This window comes from Candidatus Magnetominusculus dajiuhuensis (assembly GCF_046044395.1).
Classification (GTDB): Bacteria; Nitrospirota; Thermodesulfovibrionia; order Thermodesulfovibrionales; family Magnetobacteriaceae; genus Magnetominusculus; species Magnetominusculus dajiuhuensis.
Genome location: NZ_JBJUSG010000015.1, coordinates 1 through 20,816, shown reverse-complemented (window position 1 = coordinate 20,816; position 20,816 = coordinate 1). Strand labels below are relative to the sequence as shown.

The following is a 20,816-nucleotide window of genomic DNA, read 5'->3' as shown; positions in this document are numbered from 1 at the left end:
ATACACTCAAGGAGGTCTGAATGTCAGCAGACGGCATTAGCGGCAGTTTGGCAATGAGAAGGTTTGCGTTGTTTATAGTATTTGCGATTTTAGCGGCTGTTTTGTTGCCCTCACGTCGGGTAAACGCCGCCATTGGAGGCTCTATTGATTCGGTTGAGTCAGATAGAAAGGCTCTTTCGGCCACGAACCCATCAGTGCCGCAGATGGTTTTCGATGGTTATACAGTTGCAGAAATCAATTCAGGAGCCTCGGCCATTCGTGAATATATTTCCCCTGATGGAGTCGTATTCGGCGTTGCATGGAACGGACCGGTCCACCCCGACGTCACGCCCCTGCTTGGCTCCTATGATGATGAGTACGTCAATGCCCTGCGGCAAACCCCACGCGTACACGGTAAAAGGCACAGCAGGGTAAAGACGGCATCCGGTCTTATCGTTGAGAGGTGGGGACATATGCGCTCTGTCAAGGGCAGGGCCTATGTGCCGGAGTTAATTCCTTCTGGCGCGAGTGTTGATAATATCAAATAAGATGAGGCCGTAACCACTCATGTGGTTGACGCGGGATAGTCTGCTCATTGTGAGATATCCTATTCACTTTGCATGGGCGAATAGATTGGTCTTGATTTGCAAAGATGACCGCGTAGTTATAGAAATAGCCTGAGAATATCTGGAGACGGTTTGGTGTTTGATAGCAAAAGATGCTTATGGCGGAGGGGGTGGGATTCGAACCCACGCCCTCCGCTATTAAACTCTTTGTAATCATATAGTTATCATCTGTATATTCATTTTGGTGACGGTCTGGTGACAGTTTCACTTTTTGACCTAATATTGATCGCCTTGTCTTCGAGCGTCATTTTCTCAAATACTGACTGCATATCATCTAAATTGGTCAACAAATAGCAATTGACTGTACATTGAGTTTTATGATATAAAAGCAGTTGTGAGAATCATAATAAGTGTCTGCATGATATTAGCCGCCGCAACGATAATGCCGCTATTGGCGCCGCACAGAGCCGCCGCCATGAATGGCTGCGATACGAACTGCGCCTCCTGCCATAAACTCGACAAACAGGAGGCCGCCGAAATAGTCAGCGGGCTTAATCCCGGTCTCAGCGTGGAGGGGGTTGCAGTGTCCCCGTCAAAGGGCCTATGGGAGATTATCGTCAAGTCGAAGGCTGAACCAAAGGGGGAAAAGGTCATCCTGTACCTGGATTTTTCTAAAGGCAACCTTTTCGTCGGAAAGTTAATCAAGCTCAAGACAAAAGAAAATCTGACCGATAAGCGCAACATGGAGTTAAACAAAGTGGATTACTCGTCTATACCCGTGAAGGACGCCCTCCTGCTGGGTGAAAAAAATGCCATACACAAGATTATTATCTTTACCGACCCTGACTGCCCTTATTGCAAAAAACTCCACGAAGAGTTAAAGAAAATAGTTGCCAAAAGATCAGACATAGCCTTTTACATACTCCTGTATCCTATATCGAAGCTCCATCCTGATTCCATGAAAAAGTCACGGGCGGTTGTGTGCGCTAAATCGCTTCAGCTTCTTGATGACGCGTTTGATAAGAAGCCGATGCCAGAGCCTGCCTGCAGCGCTAAGCCTATTGATGATAATATTAAGACGGCAGAGGGACTTGGCATCACCGGCACTCCGGCAATCGTTTTGCCTGATGGGGTGCTCATCAGAGGCGCAATGCAGGCGGAAGAGCTTCTCCATCTGATAGATAAAGATAAATAGACTATCCAGCGAAAATACGGGTGAAGGGGGGTTACCCCCCTTCGTCGTTAATCCTTCAGGGGGACATCGGCGGCGTGAAAGACGAACTGCACACACAACTGATTTGTAAGGGCTTTTGTGAGTTTTACTCAGAGGGTAAGGACTCCATGCTTTGCAAGGCCTATGAGGTTGTGCGGGACGCCGTACCAGTAGAAAGACTACAGGAGATATTGGAAAAATCGCAAACAACATCACCAACCTTCGCGTTTGACACATTTATCAGGGGGCATATCTGCGCGGAGTGCGATTTTCGCGTGGATGGGTGCGACTATGCCGACGGCCTCAACAGCCCCCCGTGCGGCGGCTATAGGGTCATAGAGCTATTAAAGGAACATGGAATTTAAATTCAGCCGGGCGGGTACTTTATATAACCTTCCCATTTAAAGAGCAGCTCCCTCGTAGCCCACAAATCCCCTGCGCAGTAGACGGCTATCTCCTTATATCTGCCGTCCTTAAACATGTCCTTGACGTCATAGCCCGTAACACCCTCGGATTTTGGGCTTTTTATACCAAAAGTCCGGCACCACATGTCCATGCTGAAGCGCCTTCGGGCGGCACCGTAAAATGTCAGCTTATCAAGCAAATCAATGTGTTCGTTGCCAAACCTGTTTGGCAATAAGTCCCGCGTCGGCCTGACATTGTGTACGGCGGAGCGAATCATTATAAACGGGCAGTCAAATCCACGGCCATTGAATGTGACAAATTTGTCATATTTTCTTATCACATCCCAAAACCCCTCAATGACTTCCTTTTCTGTGCAGGGGCGATAGGTAATCCCGTTTTCCTCAGCGGGCTCGGCGACATTTTCCTCCGGGTTGGCCGATTGATAATACACCACGCCCTTTTCGGTGTCGGGATTTAACATACCGATGGCCACAATCACGGCGGTGTTGGGATAGAAGGAGAGACTCTCCCTTACCAATTGAATCTCCTCCTCCGTCTTAGCCAGCTTTAACAGATACTCCTGTACTTTGGGGTCAAAAGACTCAAGGTCTGCCCCGGCCGTCTCTATGTCAAATATTACCCTTGACACGTTTCTAAGCGGCCTTATTAAATTTCTTCATCACGTCCCATGTCTTTAGAATATCTACGGCGCGCTGAAGTTGTACGTCATCCTTTTCGTCCACCTCCAGGGGAGCGGCCTCCGCCTCTTCGGGGTCCTTCTCTTCCGCCTGTTCGTTTTCAAGATGTCCTTTTAAATCTTTTTCTCTCATCACCGGGCGTTCCTTGCTCTTGTCGGCCTTTTGCTTCACCACTATATCCGGCGTAATGCCCGTGTTCTGTATGGATGTCCCCTTTGGCGTGTAATAGCGTGCCGTTGTCAGGCGCAATCCCGAACCGTCAGAAAGTGGAAGGACGCTCTGCACAGAGCCTTTTCCAAACGTCGTGGTTCCTAATACAATTGCCCTGTTCCAGTCCTTCAGCGCTCCGGCAACTATCTCTGACGCGGAGGCGCTGCCCTCGTTTACCATCACAACCATAGGGAGTTTCTCGTACTTGCCATCGCCTTCTGTAAAAAATTCCTTCTTTTCGCCCGTCCTATCCTTTATATATACCACCAGCTTGTCCGGCGGCAAAAACTGCTCCGCAACCCCTACCGCCCCCTGCAGGAGACCGCCCGGGTCGTTTCTCAAATCCAGCAACAACGAGGTTACCTTTTTTTCTTTCAGAGCCGCCAGCGCCTTCTCTAAATCGGACACCGTCTTTTCCTGAAATTGGTTTACTTTCACGTAGCCGACATCGTCGTTGATTACCTTATACTTAACGCTCTTCACCTTTATCGTATCGCGTACCAGCGTGAAGTCCCTCGGCTCTTTCCAGTCTTCCCTCATTATTGTTACCGTTACCTTTGAGCCTTTTGCCCCGCGCATCTTGCTCACCGCGTCGTAGAGGGTCATTTTCTCAGTGGATTCCCCGTTTATCTTTACGATTGTGTCGCCTGCCTTTATGCCGGCCTGGTAGGCGGGCGTGTCCTCAATCGGCGAAATGACGGTTATCATCGCACTCTTTTTCCCTATTTGTATGCCAACGCCGCCAAACTCACCCTTTGTATCTACCTTCATTTCTTTAAACAAATCCGGCGTCATAAAACTCGAATGTGGATCAAGTGAGTTCAACATCCCCTTGAGCGCGCCGTATATCAGGTCCTTAGACTTTACTTCCTCCACGTAATTGCTTTTTATTATAGATATTACCTCCGTAAACAGCTTCAGCTCCTGATATGTGTCCGATTCGGCACTTACCGACCTAACCGCCCACTTGCCTATCATTACACCACTTCCTACGAATACCCCAACTAAGACTATCGTCGGCAATATCATCCATATTATCCAAAACCGCACGCTCTTACTCATTCATCCTCCTAATTCTCCCTTTTCAACCACTGTAATGGATTAATCGGTTTTCCCTTATATCTGATCTCAAAATATATCCCCACGGCGTTTATTAAGCTTGATGTCCCGGCGTTTCCTATCTGGCTTTTAGTCTTCACTATATCGCCAACCTTGGTAAACATGCCGTTGAGATTGGCGTACACGGTATGGTAGCCCATGCCGTGGCTCAATATTACCACCTGCCCAAGCCCTTTGAACACATCCGCAAACACCACCTTGCCGTCGTAAACTGCCCTTACAGTTGAATCCTGTTCAGAACTTATATATATCCCGTTTCTGTAAACGGGGGTCTTAAACTGGGGGTCATTGTGCGACCCATATGGAATGGACACGTGGCCCTGTACTGGCCACGACAAACTTCCCTTCAGGTTTTTGAATTCCTTGCCGGACACTGTCAAATCACTCTCTTTCTTTTCCTTTTCCAACAGGCCGTTAAAACGATTTGACGTTGACTCCAGCTCTTTCAGCATTGAGCTGTATAAGGCCTTTTCCTTTCTCACGGCCAGTAGTATGTCCTCTCTTTCTTTTTTCTTCTGTGCAAGGTCAGCCTCGGAGCTTTTTAATTTATCCGCCTTCAATTTTAACTGTGTGGCGAGCGCCTGCAATTTCTTCTCCTTTTCCAACAGCTTATTTGACTGCTCCTGGTAAATCCCCATCTGCTTATATTCACTGCCAGACATCTTCGACAAATATCTCGTCGTCCTTAACATCTCGTAAAAACTGTCCATGTTTAATATTATCACAACCTTGTCAACGTCATAGCCGTAGCGCTGTATTACTTGCAGTCTGCTCTTCAGTGAAGCACGCAGCGCCGTAATAGTCTTTTCAGCCGTTGCCATCTCCTGCCTTACTGTCTTTATGTTTTCCTCCAGCTCGGTTACCTGCGCCCTTTCTTTTTCAATCTGGCGCGTGATTTGCCGTAAATCATTGTCCGCCTTCTCCAGCTCATCCATAACACTCAGCTCTTTCTTCTCTGAGTGCTCCAGTTTGTCCTTGTGGATTTTTATCTCTTCCTGAATCTTTTTATACTTGTCATTGGCAACCTCAGCGGCAAACACCGGCGCTAATACTATGCCATGAATCAACACCAAAACAATTATCGGCAGCACCGCCTTACGCATTCTAATACTTCAGCCTTCCAAGTGCCAACACCGACCCGCCCAACCCCAGCAACATCCCGACGGCCGGCAGCAGGTACATAAACTGCACCGGTATGCTCATAAACGCAAACATCGGTATATCCGCCACCAGCTTTCTAAGAAAATAATAATAAAACCCCATCAGCATCCCCGAACCCATTACCCCGCCAAAAATGCCTATTATACTGCCTTCTATGAAAAACGGCGCCCTCACAAACCACCTCGTCGCACCAAGGAGTTTATATACCTCTATCTCTTCCTTATGCCTGTAAAAAAGTATCTTCACCGTCGTGTAACATATAAACGTAACCGAACACACAAAGACAATCCCTATGCTAAGCCCCAACGCCCTCAACCCGCTCTTTAACGCGTAGACAGAGTCCATCAGCGCCTCCCCATATTCCACGTCATCCACCGCCTTCATGGACTTTATCTTCTGTATCAGCCGCTTGACATCATCCACACGTACACCTTCACTTTTTATCTTCACGTCAAACGAATCGAACAGGGGATTATCCGCAAAACCCTTGAGGATAAAGTCATCCTTTTTTAATGACCTTCTCAGCTCGTCAAGGGCCTTTTCCTTTGATACAAATGTCACCACCTTGACCGTCGGCTCTGCCTTAATAGCCGCCAGCACGGCCTTGTTTTCCTCGCTTGTCACGCCGTCTTTCAGTATGACCATCACGGTCAGCCGCTCAGGCAGCCTCGCAGTGAGCTTCTCAACGTTATATACGATTACGGCAACAGATACCAGTATAAACAGCATTACGCCTATAGAAAGCATGGAAAGGAGACTCATCCACTTCTCTTTAATGACGCTCTGAAGGGCCAGTCTTAGTGAAAACACCTATTCCTCCTCCCCCTTTAAGATGCCGCCCTCTAAGAAAAACACCTTTCTTGCCGTGTTTTTATAGAGTGCGCGGTTATGTGTGGCTATCAAGATGGTCGTGCCTTTGGTGTTTATCTGCTTAAATATCCTCATGATCTCTTTTTCATTCTCTTCGTCGAGATTCCCTGTCGGCTCATCCGCAAGCATTACCGTTGGTTCTCCCACGATTGACCTGGCTATGGTGATTCGCTGCTGCTCACCCCCTGAGAGGGTCAGCGGGTAGTTGTCCACCTTGTGCCTTAGATTTACCATTTTAAGCACGCTGTGCACACGTTCTTTGATTTCCCTTTCCATGAAACCGCGAATTCTCAGTGTCAGGGCGATGTTGTCATAAACGGTCTTATTGTTGAGCAGCTTAAAGTCCTGAAACACTACCCCGATGTTTCTCCTTACCAGCGGTATGGATGACGACTTCAGGTCAGCCGCATTACACCCGGCTATGGTTATCGTCCCTTCGTCAGGTTTCTCGGCAAGATACAGGAGTTTAAATAACGTGGTCTTCCCCGCTCCGCTTGGGCCGGTTATAAACGCCATGTCCCCGCGTTCCACCTTCAGGGACACATTACTCAGCGCCGCATGGCCGCCATAGGTCTTCGACACATTCTCTAATTCTATCATCTGGCGCGCCACCCTTGGGACGCCCCGCATATCAAAAATGTCATAGCATTTAACACAGCGCTATTATAACGCAATTTTTATTTTATTGGAAGGAGTTTAAGTTGCCTTTCTAAAATATTTTGTTTATATTTTCGCAAGCGCCCTTTTTCTTACCCTCACCGCCTCTGAGTGGCCTTGAAATCCCTCGGAATCAGCCATTGCCTCTACTGTATCGGCAATATCTTTGAATCCCGCCGCCGTAAAATTTATCAGCGACGTCCGCTTTATAAAATCATACACGCCAAGCGGGGAGAAAAAACTCGCCGTGCCGTTTGTCGGCAGTACATGATTCGGGCCTGCCGCATAATCACCCAGCGGCACTGCAGACCATTTCCCTATGAACACCGCTCCCGCGTTTCTTACCAGCTCCACGTCTTTGTCCTGCGCCTTTGTCATTATCTCAAGGTGTTCAGGGGCTATTTCGTTAACGCGGTCAAACATTTCCGCCGTGTCCGCGGCTATGATTACAGCGCCGTAGTTTTCTAATGATTTTTGGGCGATCTCTTTTCTTGTTAATTTATTTAATTGTGAGTTGAGTTCAATTTGCACCTTTGCCGCCAATTCCTTTGATGTTGTAATCAGAATTGATGATGCGTTTTCGTCATGCTCAGCCTGGCTTAAGAGGTCTGCCGCTATGAAAGTCTCATCAGCCGTCTCGTCAGCCGCTATCACAATCTCCGACGGCCCGGCAATCATGTCTATATCCACCGCACCAAAGACCATCTTCTTTGCCGCCGCCACATACGCGTTACCAGGGCCTACGATTTTATCAACCTTTTTAATCGTCTGCGTCCCATAGGCCATCGCGGCTATGGCCTGCGCCCCGCCAATAGCATAGACCTCAGTCACCCCAACCGCCCTTATCGCCGCCATTACACAGGGATCAATCTGCCCATCAGGGAATGGCACACAGATGGCTATTTCCTTCACGCCGGCTATCTGCGCCGGAATGACGTTCATCAGCACAGACGAGGGATATGCCGCCTTGCCGCCCGGCACATACACCCCTACCCTTTGAAGCGGCCTTACAAGCTGGCCAAGCTCAACCCCGTTGTCATCCTGAAACTTCCACGAACGCTCAAGCTGCCTTTGGTGAAATTGCCTGATTCTCTCTATTGATTTATTCAGAGCCTCAAGAAAAGGGCGTCCGGTCTTGTCAGCGAAGTCTTCTATCATCTGCTGTGACACCTTAAAGGTATCCCTCTGAAACTTATCGAATCTATTCGTGTATAACTCAACCGCAGTGTCGCCGTTTCTTTTTACGTCCTCTATAATAATCTTTGCGTCCTCTATGATATCAATCCCAAAGTCCTCTGACCTGCCTCTTATTATCCCTATGAATTCTCTATAGTCACTGCCATTTTCTATTATTTTCATCAAACCTCCAACATACATTAATTACAAGGCAAACGCCTGACAGGCGCATTGTTTACATTCTGATCATGTTGACCACGGCGTTAATCACTTCAAGGATTTTTTTCTCATCAAGCGCTGGACGGAGTTTCGCCTGGGTGAGATTGGAAAATGGAAATGGTACTACTACAACATCGCCTTTTATAAATTTCTCCATGCGTCATCCTCTTCTGGCCGAAGCCAACCCTTGCTAAGTACCGCCTCGCTTGCCGCAGTCACAGCCATGCCGTCTTTGAAGCTCTTTGATTTCAGTAAATGAATAAAATCCAGAACCTCACTGATATATGCCTCCGGTACCTGTTCTAACTCACTTATAAGCTGTTCCTTTTTATCCATATCACCACCTCAGTTACTCACTTATTATACCTCATACCAATAATACACTGCCACAGCAGCACGTCAGCCCTGATATTAATCAACTTAAATTAGCTTAATTCAGAGCCAGTATAATATAATAAGTAGTTCTGAAAGTGGGCAGTCGCAGAATTGAACTGCGGACACGAGGCTTTTCAGGCCTCTGCTCTACCGACTGAGCTAACTGCCCACGCAGTTATACTATAAACAATTTGCCCTATGATATGTCAAGATTATGAGAACTGCTAATAAAATTGTGATTACTTTTTTTCCACCCGTCTTCACGGGCGTCCTTCTGTATTTATCATTTCCTATGCCTGATATCTCGTGGTTGGCGTGGATCGCCCTCGTTCCCTTGTTATATGCGATATTAAACTCCAACGGGCATGTGTATTCCTTTAAGGCCGGTGTTGCGGCAGGCGTGGTGTATTTCTTCCTGACCCAGTACTGGATATCACACTCCATAAATAACTACGGCCATATGCCGCTTCCAGTAAGTTTATCTGTCGTACTGCTCTTATCCCTGTACCAAAGCCTCTATACCGGTGTTTTTGGCTTGATGCTTCATCTGTTTGCAAAGAGGACTAAGATTCCCATATATCTAAGCGCGCCTTCGCTTTGGGTAGGGCTTGAGTATTTTCGCGGCACGCTGTTTACCGGGTTTCCCTGGTCATTTTTGGGCTATACGCAGTATAAAGTTCTCCCGCTGATACAGATTGCCGATATTACCGGTGTTTACGGTGTATCTTTTCTTATTGTATTTTTTAATGCCGCCATCGCTGATTTCATTATTAAAGACAACTCAGCAAATTACCCGTTGTATAAAAAACTGCTGCCGTTTGCCCTGTTTGCCGCCATCATAGCCTTTGTCATGGCCTATGGATACGGGCGATTAGACAATAATTTGGCCGTTAACCCCGTTAGAGTGGCCGTCATCCAGGGCAACATAGCCCAGGACAGCAAGTGGGATAAGAAACTCACAGCAGAAATCCTCAACTCCTACAAGACTATGACTCAAAAGGCGGCCAGAGACGGCGCTAAACTCGTCGTTTGGCCTGAGTCCTCGCTGCCGTTTCTATTCGGGAGCGACAAAATACTTACCCAAGACCTGTTGTCCTTCCAAAAACGGCTTGACATACATCTCATCTTTGGCACCGACCTTGTCAGGGACTATGTAAACGGCAGATATACGCTGACAAATAGTGCCGTTGTCCTGGCCCCTACTGGAAAAATTCTGTGCATTTATGATAAAATTCATCTGGTTCCTTTTGGGGAGTATGTACCTCTAAGGGATGCGCTGTTTTTTATAGATAAACTTGTAACCGGTATAGGTGATTTTACAAAGGGAAGCACGCTTACAGTTGCTAAAACCCCGTTGGGGGCGTTTTCGGCCCCTATATGTTATGAAATAGCATTCCCCGAACTTGTCGGGGCATTTTACAGGTATGGCGGAGACTTTATCGTCACTATTACAAATGACGCGTGGTTTGGGCGTACATCCGGCCCGTATCAGCATTTTATAATGGCCGTCTTCAGGGCCGTCGAAAACCGCAAACCTGTGGTGCGCTCGGCCAATACCGGCATATCCGGTTTCATAGACAGCACAGGGGCGGTTGCGGCAAAGACGGAGCTTTTTACGACGGCCGTTTTGACAAGGGATATTTATACAAACCCGACTATTACATTTTATTCGCTGTTCGGCAGCGTATTTGCCCATATATGCAACATTGTAAATCTGGCAATTATTGTAAATTTGTTGAGAAAAAGGAGAAGGCCACAATGATTATTGAGATGGAATTGAAGGAGAAAGTCAGGCCACTGGAGGAAAAACTCTCATACCTAAGAGGTTATCTTTGAAATAGATACACTGCTCAAAGAGATAAAGACAATAGACGAGACACTCTCTCAAAGCGGCACATGGTCGTCGTATGAGCGGCTTAATGAGCTTCAAAAAAAGAAATCGTATATTGAGGACATTGTATCTTCCTATGACGATGTGGCGGGCGACGTTGGGTACTTGTTTGATTCGCTGTCCATACTGGGCGAGGAGGACGGCGAGTTGTTTGTCAAAGACATAGAGGAGAAACTAAGAACCACTGAGATAAAGATAGATAAACTGGAGCTTAAACACCTGCTTTCAAACAGACTTGATATTAACAACGCCATCATGGACATCCATCCGGGTGCCGGTGGCACAGAAAGTCAGGACTGGGCGCAAATGCTTATGAGAATGTACCTTCGATGGGCCGAAAAAAACGGCTTTAAGACAGAGGCCATAGATGTTCAAAACGGGGATGAGGCAGGCATAAAGAGCGCTACCATCACATTTACCGGCCCGTATGCCTATGGCTATCTGAAGCCGGAGGTAGGAGTACACAGGCTTGTGCGCATATCCCCGTTTGACTCAAACAAAAGAAGGCATACCTCTTTTGCCGCGGTTCTGGTTTATCCGGACGTGGAGAAAGAGGTCGAGATAGAGATAAAAGAAGAGGATATACGAATTGATACGTTCAGGGCGTCCGGGGCCGGTGGGCAGCACATCAACAAGGTGTCATCCGCCGTGCGCATTACCCATGCCCCAAGCGGTATTGTTGTATCCTGTCAAAATGAGCGCTCACAACACAGAAACAAGGAAAGGGCAATGAGTATCTTAAAATCAAGGCTTTACGACAGGGAAATCCTCGCCCAGGGGAAAAAAATGGAGGGAATCGTAGGCGACAAAAAGATCATTCAGTGGGGAAATCAGATACGCTCTTATGTATTGCAGCCCTATAGATTGGTAAAAGACCACAGGACAGGTTATGAATCCGGAAATGTAAACGCAGTCTTAAACGGAGAGCTGGATGCCTTTATCAAAGAGTACTTATTCTGGAAGAAAACTGGTTAGTACTATTACTACTCTTTTTATATATATAAATAGTAGTAGCAGTAGTGTGTGTTGGGAACTAGAACAACGCGATAATTCGGGCGCTGTACTGGGTTTATCATGTTAGCGGTTGTGTTAGGAAACAGGCGTGTTTTGGGTAGTTATTCACATTACCGCTCCGGTTGTGATTTATGAACAGTATATCAATGCTTTATACAAGAAATATAAAGGAGTTATTAACAATTGTTTGTAACATGTTAGTAACCTATTCAAAACAGAAAGGTTCAGGCGGCATATGGATATAGGAAATACATGGAAGGACTGTCTTGATTTTATTGAGAAAAAGGTTGGCAAATCCACGTATGACTTGTGGTTTAAGCCAATAAAACTGGTTGAGTTAAAGGATAACGACGCGCTGTTGTCAGTGCCTAACAGGTTTTTCAGGGAGTGGATTGAAGATAATTACCCTCGTCTGATAAGCGACGCCTTTGAGTGGGCGGCAAAGGACAACATCAATGTACAGTTTAAGATAGACCAGGAACCGGCGGCGGATTATGTCAGCGCGGTAACACAAACACGAAAGACAAGGCTTGCGGGCAAGGGGATATTTTTAAACCCCAAATACACATTTGAGACATTTGTCGTCGGCCCGTCAAATCAATTTGTCCACGCGGCAGCCCTCGCAGTGAGCGATTCATTGGGAAAGACGTATAATCCACTTTTTGTATATGGAGACGTTGGGCTTGGCAAGACACATATAATCACAGCGATAGGAAATAAGATAGCCGACACGCTGCCAAACGCCAATATTATTTACGTATCCTCAGAACAGTTTACAAACGAGGTAGTTTCTGCCATAAGACATGAGAAGATGAGCGATTTGAAGGAGAAATACAGGACGGTTGATATATTGCTGCTTGACGATGTACAGTTTATCGCCAACAAGACGCAGACCCAGGTAGAGTTTTTTCATACGTTTAACGCCCTCTATGAGAAACAGAAACAGATTGTTATATCAAGCGACAGACCGCCCAAGGAGCTGTCCGATATAACAGACAGGCTGAAATCGCGTTTCACAATGGGCCTGATAGCCGACATACAACCTCCCTCGGTGGAGCTGAAGATGGCGATATTACAAAAAAAGGCTGAGACTCATAAGATAATCCTGCCCGATGATATGGTATACTTCCTCGCAACGAAGGTAAAGTCCAATATCAGGGAGCTGGAGGGATGTTTGATAAAGCTGGCCGCCCACTCCAACCTGACGGGAAGGCCGATAAATGTCTCCCTGGCAAAAGATGTGCTTAAGGACATTTTTACAGATGAGTCAAAACCTGTGACCACAGACAACATACAAAAGGTGGTGTGCGAATATTTTGGCGTAAAGCTGCCAGACTTAAAATCGAAGAAAAGGACGAAGGAGATAGCCCTGCCGCGCCAGATAGCCATGTATATAATGAAGAGATTGACGGGGTTGTCTTTGGGCGACATAGGCAAGGCCTTTGGTGGAAAAGACCACGCCACGGTTATTTATGCCTGTAAGCAGATAGAGGCGAAGATGGAAAAGGATGAGGAATTCAATAAAATGGCCGAATATCTTATAAATAAAATAAAACCGTAAGGAGATTTTCAATATGATAGTAACAATATCGAAAGATGAACTGTACAAAAGGCTTGGAGATATCCAGAATATTGCCGAGAAGAAGACTACCATAGCGATACTCAACAATTTTCTCCTGGAGGTGAGCAGGGAAAAAAGCACAGTCTATGCCACCGACCTCGAAATGGCAATCAGAGAGCCGATAGAAATACTGGAAATCGAAAAATCGGGTGTTATATGTATGCCGGCCAAGAAGCTCTTTGAAATATCAAGAGAGGCCCCCGGCGATATTCACATAGAAGACGATGACATGAACTGGGTAAAGCTGAAGTCAGGTAAGAGTTCATACAGGATAGCGGCGTTAAATCCGGACGAATACCCGCACTGGCCCTCTTTGGAGGACAAGATAGGTTTTTCCCTCCCACCGGAAAAGCTCATAGACATGCTCGACAGGACGATATACTGCGCTGGTGAAAACGACCCGCGGTACGCCCTCAACGGCGTGTTGTTTCATGTGCTTGGCTCAGATAAGAAGATTGTCATGGTCGGCACAGATGGCCACAGGCTGTCTGTGGTTTACTCTGACATGGAAATGGAAGCGGATGTAGAGGAGATAAAGGCCATACTGCCGAGGAAGGCCGTGATGGAACTAAGGAGGCTCTTAGCCGGACAGCAGGAGCCTGTCAGGTTTGAGATAGCAAAAAATCACATCAGATTTTTACTTGGCGACAAGGAGTTTCTCACAAAGTTGATTGAAGGCACGTACCCGAATTATGAGCAGGTCATACCTGTTAATAACGATAAATCTGTCCTCATAGACAGGGAGGAGTTTATAAAGACCCTCAGGAGGGTATCGGTAATCGGCAGAGAGAAAAGCCGTGTCGTGCGGGTGGATTTAGAAAGAGATCAGATGAATGTGTTTGCCACAGACCCTGAGATGGGGGAGGCGCAAGACGGGCTGAAGGTTGGATTTGAGGGGGAGCCGATTACGCTGGGCTTTAACTCAAGATACGTGCTGGAGGCGGTTGCCTCTATGAAGTCACAGAATATTATAATGGAGCTTCTTGACACACTGACGCCGACTTTGGTATTAGAAGAGGGCAACAAAGACTATAAATGCGTGTTGATGCCGATGAGAATATAGGAGGGGAGATAGTTTATGAGCAAACTGACTAATCAGGAACTGATTGATGAGTTGAAAAGACGTTTTCAGGAAAACGACAACGCGCTTTTCGATTTAAAGGTCATGACGAAAAAACTTGTGAAAATCAACAAGAAGCTTGAAGACTCGGAGGCCATTAAGAGTAATTTTCTGTCGAATATCAGAAACGAGATAAATAACCCGCTGACCGCTATCTTAGGCCTCTCGCAGCAGCTTCTCAGCGCGCCTGAAATTGACTTCGACACAATGAAAAACGCCATAGCAATAATTCACGAGGAGTCATTCCATCTGGACTTTCAGCTCAAGAACATATTCGAGGCGGCTGAAATTGAATCCGGTGAGACGTCCATAGGGGCCTCAGTCGTGGATGTGCTTACTCTGTTAACCAATATAATCTCCTCCTTCAGGCATTACGCGGAGAGCAAAAACATAACAGTCGAAATGATTTACGACTGGCTTGGACAAGACAACCCGGAGATATTTTTTAAGACAGACCCTGAAAAACTCAGTGTAATCGTTTCTAATCTCCTGTCCAACGCGATAGAGTTTAATAACGAGGGCGGTAAGGTAGAGCTAAAGCTGTGGACTGACGGCAACAGCCTCAAAATTGATGTAAAAGACAACGGGATTGGCATGGAAACCGCGGATTTAGAGATTATCTTTGACAGATTCAGGCAGCTTGAGACCGGCTCGACAAAGACACACAGGGGGCATGGACTGGGCCTCAGCATAACGAAGGCGGTTGTGGATTTGCTGGGTGGGCAGATTACAGTGTCAAGTGTCAAAGGGATTGGCAGCCAGTTTTCGATAGCTGTCCCTGAGGCATCGGGCGCGGATACGGAGGGATTCTCCAGCGAGGGTAACGAGTTTATTTTTGATGATGAGGAGGAGAAATTCTGACCGTGAAAGAGCATTTCTTATACCCCGGCACACTTTACGCCGACAAGGACGCCACGGCTGTGACGACGATACTGGGTTCTTGCGTGGCGGTATGTTTTTGGGATATGGTGCTGAAAGTTGGGGGGATGAATCACTATCTGCTTCCGCTATGGAACGGAGAGGGACTTCCCACGCCGAAATTTGGCAACATTGCGATAACAAAATTGCTTGAGAAGATGTTGTCCTTCGGCTGTATGAAGAAGAATTTACAGGCAAAGGTATTCGGAGGGGCGGCGTTGATGGCGTCAAGCTCAGGGCTGTTAAACGTGGGGGAGAGAAACATTCTCATAGCCGAGGACGTATTATCTGATGAGGGCATAAGAATCATCAGCTCGGATGTCGGGGGAAATCAGGGAAGAAAGATGATCTTTCAGACTGACACCGGTGGTGTTTTAATGAAGAAGGTAAAAAAATCCGCATAAAACAATCAGAGGTATAATAATGGGTGATGTTGAAAAAGGTACCGGTTTGGAAAATGCCGGTAAGCCGCCGTTAGAAGATAACTATCAGGCGGAGTCTATAAAAATACTTAAGGGGCTTGAGGGCGTGAGGACTCGCCCTGCCATGTACATCGGCTCAACGGGCATTGAAGGCCTTCACCATCTCGTGTATGAGGTAGTGGACAACAGTGTGGACGAGGCCCTCGCAGGACACTGTCAAAATATTGAGGTAATGCTGCACCACGACGGCAGTTGTTCAGTAATAGACGACGGCAGGGGCATTCCAACAAACGTACATGCCGATGACCCCGAAGGCAGAACCGCAGCGGAGATAGTCCTTACGGAGCTGCACGCAGGGGGGAAGTTTGACTCATCGGCCTATAAGATATCAGGCGGCCTGCATGGAGTTGGCGTCTCTGTGGTAAACGCACTGAGCGAGTGGCTTGAGCTTGAGATAAGAAGGGATGGCAAGGTCTATCAGCAGCGCTTTGAGAGGGGCTTTCCATGTGAAGGACTGAAGATGGTCGGAGAGACTAAGAAAAAGGGAACGAAGATAATCTTCAAACCAGACCCCGAGGTCTTTGAAACCACAGAGCTTTCATTCGATGTATTGTCACAGAGGCTCAGAGAACTTGCCTTTCTGAACAAGGGCCTGAGGATAACGCTTGCAGATGAGAGAACTGACAAAAAGAATGAATTTATATACTCCGGCGGTATAGTCTCCTTCGTTGAGCATATAAATGTAAACAAAATCGTCATTCAGGACAAACCCCTGTACATATACGGGGAAAAAGACGGCGTGATAGTGGAAATAGCGATGCAGTATAACGACGGATATGCGGAACTAATATATTCATTCGCCAATAATATCAACACCAGAGAAGGCGGCACTCACCTGAGCGGCTTTAAGGCGGCCCTGACCAGGAGCACTAACACGTATATCTCCTCAACCGGCCTCTTAAAGACCGGGTCGCTCTCAGGCGAAGACGTAAGAGAGGGCCTTGCCGCGGTTATCAGCGTAAAGCTGCCCAATCCCCAGTTTGAGGGGCAGACAAAGATGAAACTTGGCAACACGGACGTCAAGGGAATCGTGGAGTCTATATCGAACGAGGCCCTGGGCATATATTTTGAGGAAAACCCATCGGCGGCAAGGAAGATAATAGACAAGGCCGTCCAGGCGCTGAGGGCACGCGACGCCGCGAGAAAGGCGCGTGAGCTGACACGCAGAAAGGGCGCCCTTGAGGACCTCGGCCTACCCGGCAAACTTGCCGACTGCTCTGAAAAAGATCCCGCCCTCAGTGAGATATTTATTGTAGAGGGCGACTCAGCGGGCGGCTCAGCAAAGCAGGGCCGCAACCGGAGGTTTCAGGCAATCCTGCCCCTAAGGGGTAAAATCCTCAATGTCGAGAAGGCAAGGTTTGACAAGATGCTGTCCTCTGAGGAGATTCGCATACTCATAACCGTCCTCGGCACAGGCATCGGCTCAGATGAGTTTGATATTGCAAAGCTGCGCTACCACAAGGTAATCCTTATGACAGACGCCGATGTTGACGGTGCGCACATACGCACGCTTCTGCTGACATTTTTTTACCGCCAGATGCCAGAGGTAATTGAGCGTGGCTATCTCTATATCGCCCAGCCACCGCTTTACAAGGTAAAAAAGGGCAAGACAGAGAAGTACATTCAAAACGACGCCGAGCTCCAGGACATGCTCTATGAGCTGGTCGCAAGTGAACTGGAGGTCTCAGTAAAGGGCAACAGGATAAAGGGGAAGGCCTTCTTACCATATTTAAAGCGCCTTGTGAATTTTGAAAAACTCATAGAGTGGCACTGTCGCAGGCGTAAAGACGCCGATGTACTGAAATACCTGCTCAGAGTAACAGATTTGGAGGCAATCCTGAAAAACGAGGCGGCGCTGGCAAATTTAATGTCGAAGTTAAAAGAAGAGCTGACAGAAACCGAAGTCGGCGAGATTGAGTTTGACGCCGAACACCTGAGCCACTCCTCCGCGATAACCAGAAAGTCAAACACACTGAATCTCAACGCGGAGTTCGTGCGCTGCCCGGAGTTTAAGGAGCTGAGGTCATATTACACTATTGTGGAGGAACTCGGAGAGCCGCCATACACGCTCTGGTATCAGGGGCAGGAGCAACAGTTTGACACCACGGCGCAACTGCTGGACTTCATAATGAAGGCGGCAAAAAAGGGCCTGAACATCCAACGCTACAAGGGCCTTGGCGAGATGAACCCCCAGCAGCTCTGGGAGACCACGATGGACCAGGAAATGCGCATCCTCCTTCAGGTAACCATAGATGACGCGGTGCAGTCTGACGGGCTGTTTACGATATTGATGGGAGACCAGGTAGAGCCAAGGAAGGCCTTTATAACAAAACATGCCCTTGAGGCCCGGAACATAGACATATAGAACACAGGAGATAATTTAGAATGTCCACCATACAAGTAAGCATTGAAGAGGAGATGAAGGTAAGCTACCTTGACTACGCCATGAGCGTAATCATAGGCAGGGCGCTTCCTGAGGTCAGAGACGGCCTGAAACCGGTTCAGAGGAGGATTCTCTATGCGATGTTTCGCGAGGGGCTGCTCTCAACGAGGAGGTATTCCAAGTGTGCCGGTGTTGTGGGCGAGGTGTTAAAGAAATATCATCCACACGGCGACAGCGCCGTATATGACGCCCTTGTGAGGCTGGCCCAGGACTTTAACATGCGCTACCCGCTTATTGACGGGCAGGGGAACTTTGGCTCAATGGACGGCGACCCGGCGGCGGCATACAGATATACGGAGGCGCGTCTGGCGAAGATTGCCGAGGAACTGCTTAGGGATATTGACAAGGAGACGGTGGATTTCCAATCCAATTTTGACGAGACCACAGAGGAGCCTCTTGTCCTGCCATCCACAATACCGAACCTTATAATAAACGGTGCCGCCGGCATAGCCGTAGGTATGGCAACAAACATCCCCCCGCACAACCTTGGCGAGGTGGTCACTGCGCTGATAAAGCTGGTTGACGACCCTGAGATAGATGTGCTCGCGCTGATGCGCTATATCAAAGGGCCGGACTTCCCCACAGGTGGAATAATCTTTGGCCTTAAGGGAATCAGGGACGCATACGAAACAGGCAGGGGGCAAATCCGCGTAAGGGCAAAGGCCTCCTTTGAGCAACGCGCCAGAGGCGGTGAGAGCATAATAATTGATGAGATGCCGTATCAGGTAAACAAGGCCAGATTGATGGAGAAAATCGCCGAACTCGTGCGTGAGAAAAAGATTGAGGGCATCTCCGACCTCAGAGACGAATCCGACCGCGACGGCATAAGGGTAGTTATTGAACTAAAGAGAGACGAAATGCCCCAGGTGGTATTGAATAACCTCTATAAGCATACGCAGATGGAGGTGACGTTTGGGATAATAATGCTGGCCCTGTCCCACGGGCAGCCGCATGTGATGGGCCTTAAGCGAATTCTCATGGAGTTTTTGCAGCACAGACGGGACGTTATCATCCGAAGGACGCGGTTTGACCTCAGAAAGGCCCAGGAGCGCGCCCATATATTAGAGGGGCTGAAGATAGCCATTGATAACCTTGACGCGATAATAAAACTAATCAGGGCGGCAAGGACGCCCGACGAGGCAAAACTCGGCCTGACCACATCATTCCCGCTGACACAGATACAGGCCGCCGCTATCCTGGACATGCGCCTGCAGCGCCTCACCGGCCTTGAGAGAGAGAAAATCGTAAGCGAATACAACGAGGTGATAAAAGAGATAGAGAGGCTTACCGCAATTTTGGGCAGCACCGCCCTCATAGACGAGATAATCAGAGCTGAACTCACCGAGATAAATGAAAAATACTCTGATGCGCGGCGCACTGAAATAGTGTCCGACATCCAGGAAATCTCTATCGAGGACCTGATTACCGAAGAGGAGATGGTAATTACCGTATCGCACAATGGCTATATAAAGAGAAATCCCATCTCCGAGTATCGCAGGCAGCGCCGCGGGGGCAAAGGTTCCCTAAGCATGGAGACACGCGAAGAGGACTACGTAAAGCAGTTGTTCATAGGCTCCACGCATGACTACATCCTGTTTTTCTCGAATTTGGGCAGGCTCTACTGGCAGAAGATTTACCAGATACCAGAGGCGGGCCGCTCAGCAAAGGGCAAGGCCATAGTGAACCTGCTGCAACTGCAATCGGGCGAGAAAATAGCCACAGCCCTGCCCGTGAAGGGCTTCGACACAGGGTATTTAATGATGTTTACAAAAAAGGGGATAGTAAAAAAGACCGAGCTGAAGGAGTTCAGCAACCCACGCGGCAAGGGTGTTATTGCCATAAACATAGACGATGACGACGAGCTGATAGCCGTAAGGGTGACAGACGGGAAGTCGGACATACTTATTGGCAGCAGCTTTGGCATAGCGATTCGCTTTAATGAAGACGACGTAAGGCCAACAGGCAGAAGCACAAGGGGAGTAAGAGGCATAAGACTAAGGGAAGGAGACGAGGCCGTAGCCGCCGAGGTTATCGAAGAGAGGACGTCGCTTCTGACCGTTACGGAGCTTGGTTTTGGAAAAAGGACGAAAACAAATGAATATAATGTACAAAGCCGTGGCGGGCACGGGGTTATTTCCATAAAGGTTACCGAAAAAGGGGGCAATGTAATAGGCCTGTTACAGGTAAGAGACGAAGACGAAATAATGATAGTCACAAAGGCTGGCAAGATGATTCGCACATCCGTAGACGCCATCAACGTCATAGGCAGAAACACACAGGGTGTAAAGGTAATGGACGTGGGCAAGGAAAACGCCATAGTCGGCATCGGCAAGGTCGCCGAAAAGGACAAGGAGTGACCACATAATTGAATGGTTTTGTGTAAAGTAAACGGGAAAATGCTTTACACAAAGAAAATAGTGGATAATCTGCTTTACACAAAATGAAACCTTATATCCCTGATAAACTTCCCCTGACAACGGGGGTGAACCTTGAGGCGTTAATCCCGTCAATCGGCCTGGCGAATCGCGCAATAGCAAAATATGAGGGCATTCTTTATCGAAGTAAGCGTCAAGAAAACCCCATCTTTACAGGGGAAGTAGCAGGTGTCATAATGGGCCGAAACAAGGAGGTTCATGATGATGAGGAAAGGGAAGGTATCAGTCTCAAAGGCGTCCAGTT

The 20,816-nt window shown here is 47.8% G+C and carries 18 protein-coding genes, 1 tRNA gene and 2 pseudogenes; 12 read left to right on the top strand and 9 right to left on the bottom strand.

Annotation, left to right across the window (positions count from 1 at the left end):
• Positions 1 to 20 precede the first annotated feature (20 nt).
• From AB7D94_RS03755 to AB7D94_RS03745, 3 genes are all read left to right on the top strand, one after another.
• Positions 21 to 527: a DUF2844 domain-containing protein gene (locus AB7D94_RS03755; protein ID WP_420264387.1), complete on the top strand. Its 507-nt coding sequence runs from the start codon at positions 21 to 23 to the stop codon at positions 525 to 527.
• Positions 528 to 939: 412 nt separating this feature from the next.
• A complete protein-coding gene (locus AB7D94_RS03750) occupies positions 940 to 1,740 on the top strand; it encodes a DsbC family protein (protein ID WP_420264386.1) in 801 nt (266 codons plus the stop codon).
• Positions 1,741 to 1,760: 20 nt separating this feature from the next.
• Complete coding sequence (locus AB7D94_RS03745) at positions 1,761 to 2,123, top strand: hypothetical protein (protein WP_420264385.1); 363 nt, start codon at positions 1,761 to 1,763, stop codon at positions 2,121 to 2,123.
• Positions 2,124 to 2,125: 2 nt separating this feature from the next.
• Here the strand turns inward: AB7D94_RS03745 and AB7D94_RS03740 are convergent, their stop codons facing one another.
• The 9 genes and pseudogenes from AB7D94_RS03740 to AB7D94_RS03700 all read right to left on the bottom strand — a co-directional run bounded on the left by AB7D94_RS03740 (position 2,126) and on the right by AB7D94_RS03700 (position 8,817).
• Positions 2,126 to 2,812 (bottom strand): ribonuclease H-like domain-containing protein, encoded by a 687-nt coding sequence (locus tag AB7D94_RS03740; protein WP_420264384.1) that lies wholly within the window; start codon positions 2,810 to 2,812, stop codon positions 2,126 to 2,128.
• 4 nt (positions 2,813 to 2,816) lie between these two features.
• The gene (locus tag AB7D94_RS03735; RefSeq protein WP_420264383.1) at positions 2,817 to 4,133 is read right to left on the bottom strand and encodes a S41 family peptidase; all 1,317 of its coding nucleotides are present in this window, start codon (positions 4,131 to 4,133) and stop codon (positions 2,817 to 2,819) included.
• Between the two features lie 8 nt (positions 4,134 to 4,141).
• On the bottom strand, positions 4,142 to 5,293 hold the full coding sequence (locus AB7D94_RS03730; RefSeq protein WP_420264382.1) for a murein hydrolase activator EnvC family protein: 1,152 nt from the start codon (positions 5,291 to 5,293) through the stop codon (positions 4,142 to 4,144).
• 1 nt (position 5,294) lies between these two features.
• The gene (locus tag AB7D94_RS03725) at positions 5,295 to 6,161 is read right to left on the bottom strand and encodes a cell division protein FtsX (RefSeq protein WP_420264381.1); all 867 of its coding nucleotides are present in this window, start codon (positions 6,159 to 6,161) and stop codon (positions 5,295 to 5,297) included.
• Positions 6,162 to 6,821, bottom strand: a complete 660-nt coding sequence (gene ftsE, locus AB7D94_RS03720; RefSeq protein WP_420264380.1) for a cell division ATP-binding protein FtsE — start codon at positions 6,819 to 6,821, stop codon at positions 6,162 to 6,164.
• Between the two features lie 123 nt (positions 6,822 to 6,944).
• Entirely contained in the window at positions 6,945 to 8,237 is a 1,293-nt protein-coding gene (gene hisD / locus AB7D94_RS03715; RefSeq protein ID WP_420264379.1) for a histidinol dehydrogenase, read from the bottom strand.
• A 109-nt stretch (positions 8,238 to 8,346) separates the two neighbouring features.
• A pseudogene (locus AB7D94_RS03710) lies at positions 8,347 to 8,430 on the bottom strand (type II toxin-antitoxin system PemK/MazF family toxin); the annotation flags it as partial.
• Positions 8,415 to 8,609, bottom strand: coding sequence for a DUF2281 domain-containing protein (locus AB7D94_RS03705; protein WP_420264378.1), 195 nt, complete (start codon positions 8,607 to 8,609; stop codon positions 8,415 to 8,417). The gene AB7D94_RS03705 and the pseudogene AB7D94_RS03710, both read right to left, overlap by 16 nt.
• 135 nt (positions 8,610 to 8,744) lie before the next feature.
• Positions 8,745 to 8,817 (bottom strand) — tRNA-Phe (locus AB7D94_RS03700).
• A 45-nt stretch (positions 8,818 to 8,862) separates the two neighbouring features.
• Between AB7D94_RS03700 and lnt the strand changes: the two genes are divergently transcribed.
• The 9 genes and pseudogenes from lnt to AB7D94_RS03655 form a co-directional block, all read left to right on the top strand.
• Positions 8,863 to 10,410 carry an apolipoprotein N-acyltransferase gene (gene lnt, locus AB7D94_RS03695; protein ID WP_420264377.1) on the top strand — a complete coding sequence of 516 codons (1,548 nt, stop codon included), beginning with the start codon at positions 8,863 to 8,865 and terminating at the stop codon, positions 10,408 to 10,410.
• Positions 10,407 to 11,514, top strand: a protein-coding gene (prfB, locus tag AB7D94_RS03690) for a peptide chain release factor 2 (RefSeq protein ID WP_420264376.1) whose coding sequence is annotated in 2 segments (ribosomal slippage) — positions 10,407 to 10,469 and positions 10,471 to 11,514 — 1,107 coding nt in all. Because the reading frame shifts where the segments join, the coding sequence is not laid out codon by codon here. The genes lnt and prfB overlap by 4 nt, the downstream gene beginning before the upstream one ends.
• A 274-nt stretch (positions 11,515 to 11,788) precedes the next feature.
• Positions 11,789 to 13,114, top strand: a complete 1,326-nt coding sequence (gene dnaA / locus AB7D94_RS03685) for a chromosomal replication initiator protein DnaA (RefSeq protein WP_420264375.1) — start codon at positions 11,789 to 11,791, stop codon at positions 13,112 to 13,114.
• Between the two features lie 13 nt (positions 13,115 to 13,127).
• Positions 13,128 to 14,237, top strand: a complete 1,110-nt coding sequence (dnaN, locus tag AB7D94_RS03680; protein WP_420264374.1) for a DNA polymerase III subunit beta — start codon at positions 13,128 to 13,130, stop codon at positions 14,235 to 14,237.
• A 15-nt stretch (positions 14,238 to 14,252) separates the two neighbouring features.
• Positions 14,253 to 15,155 (top strand): sensor histidine kinase, encoded by a 903-nt coding sequence (locus tag AB7D94_RS03675; protein ID WP_420264373.1) that lies wholly within the window; start codon positions 14,253 to 14,255, stop codon positions 15,153 to 15,155.
• Between the two features lie 2 nt (positions 15,156 to 15,157).
• Positions 15,158 to 15,616 (top strand): chemotaxis protein CheD, encoded by a 459-nt coding sequence (locus AB7D94_RS03670; RefSeq protein ID WP_420264372.1) that lies wholly within the window; start codon positions 15,158 to 15,160, stop codon positions 15,614 to 15,616.
• Between the two features lie 19 nt (positions 15,617 to 15,635).
• Positions 15,636 to 18,059, top strand: a complete 2,424-nt coding sequence (gene gyrB / locus AB7D94_RS03665; RefSeq protein WP_420264371.1) for a DNA topoisomerase (ATP-hydrolyzing) subunit B — start codon at positions 15,636 to 15,638, stop codon at positions 18,057 to 18,059.
• A 20-nt stretch (positions 18,060 to 18,079) separates the two neighbouring features.
• Positions 18,080 to 20,494 (top strand): DNA gyrase subunit A, encoded by a 2,415-nt coding sequence (gyrA, locus tag AB7D94_RS03660; protein ID WP_420264370.1) that lies wholly within the window; start codon positions 18,080 to 18,082, stop codon positions 20,492 to 20,494.
• Between the two features lie 83 nt (positions 20,495 to 20,577).
• Positions 20,578 to 20,816: pseudogene (locus AB7D94_RS03655) on the top strand (hypothetical protein); the annotation flags it as partial.

Excerpts from the sequence above, each read along its gene's own strand:
- AB7D94_RS03755 (WP_420264387.1), top strand. The coding sequence starts at position 21 with ATGTCAGCAGACGGCATTAGCGGCAGTTTGGCAATGAGAAGGTTTGCG.
- AB7D94_RS03735 (WP_420264383.1), bottom strand. The coding sequence starts at position 4,133 with ATGAGTAAGAGCGTGCGGTTTTGGATAATATGGATGATATTGCCGACG.
- AB7D94_RS03730 (WP_420264382.1), bottom strand. The coding sequence starts at position 5,293 with ATGCGTAAGGCGGTGCTGCCGATAATTGTTTTGGTGTTGATTCATGGC.
- ftsE (WP_420264380.1), bottom strand. The coding sequence starts at position 6,821 with ATGATAGAATTAGAGAATGTGTCGAAGACCTATGGCGGCCATGCGGCG.
- hisD (WP_420264379.1), bottom strand. The coding sequence starts at position 8,237 with ATGAAAATAATAGAAAATGGCAGTGACTATAGAGAATTCATAGGGATA.
- AB7D94_RS03705 (WP_420264378.1), bottom strand. The coding sequence starts at position 8,609 with ATGGATAAAAAGGAACAGCTTATAAGTGAGTTAGAACAGGTACCGGAG.
- lnt (WP_420264377.1), top strand. The coding sequence starts at position 8,863 with ATGAGAACTGCTAATAAAATTGTGATTACTTTTTTTCCACCCGTCTTC.
- dnaA (WP_420264375.1), top strand. The coding sequence starts at position 11,789 with ATGGATATAGGAAATACATGGAAGGACTGTCTTGATTTTATTGAGAAA.
- dnaN (WP_420264374.1), top strand. The coding sequence starts at position 13,128 with ATGATAGTAACAATATCGAAAGATGAACTGTACAAAAGGCTTGGAGAT.
- AB7D94_RS03675 (WP_420264373.1), top strand. The coding sequence starts at position 14,253 with ATGAGCAAACTGACTAATCAGGAACTGATTGATGAGTTGAAAAGACGT.
- gyrB (WP_420264371.1), top strand. The coding sequence starts at position 15,636 with ATGGGTGATGTTGAAAAAGGTACCGGTTTGGAAAATGCCGGTAAGCCG.
- gyrA (WP_420264370.1), top strand. The coding sequence starts at position 18,080 with ATGTCCACCATACAAGTAAGCATTGAAGAGGAGATGAAGGTAAGCTAC.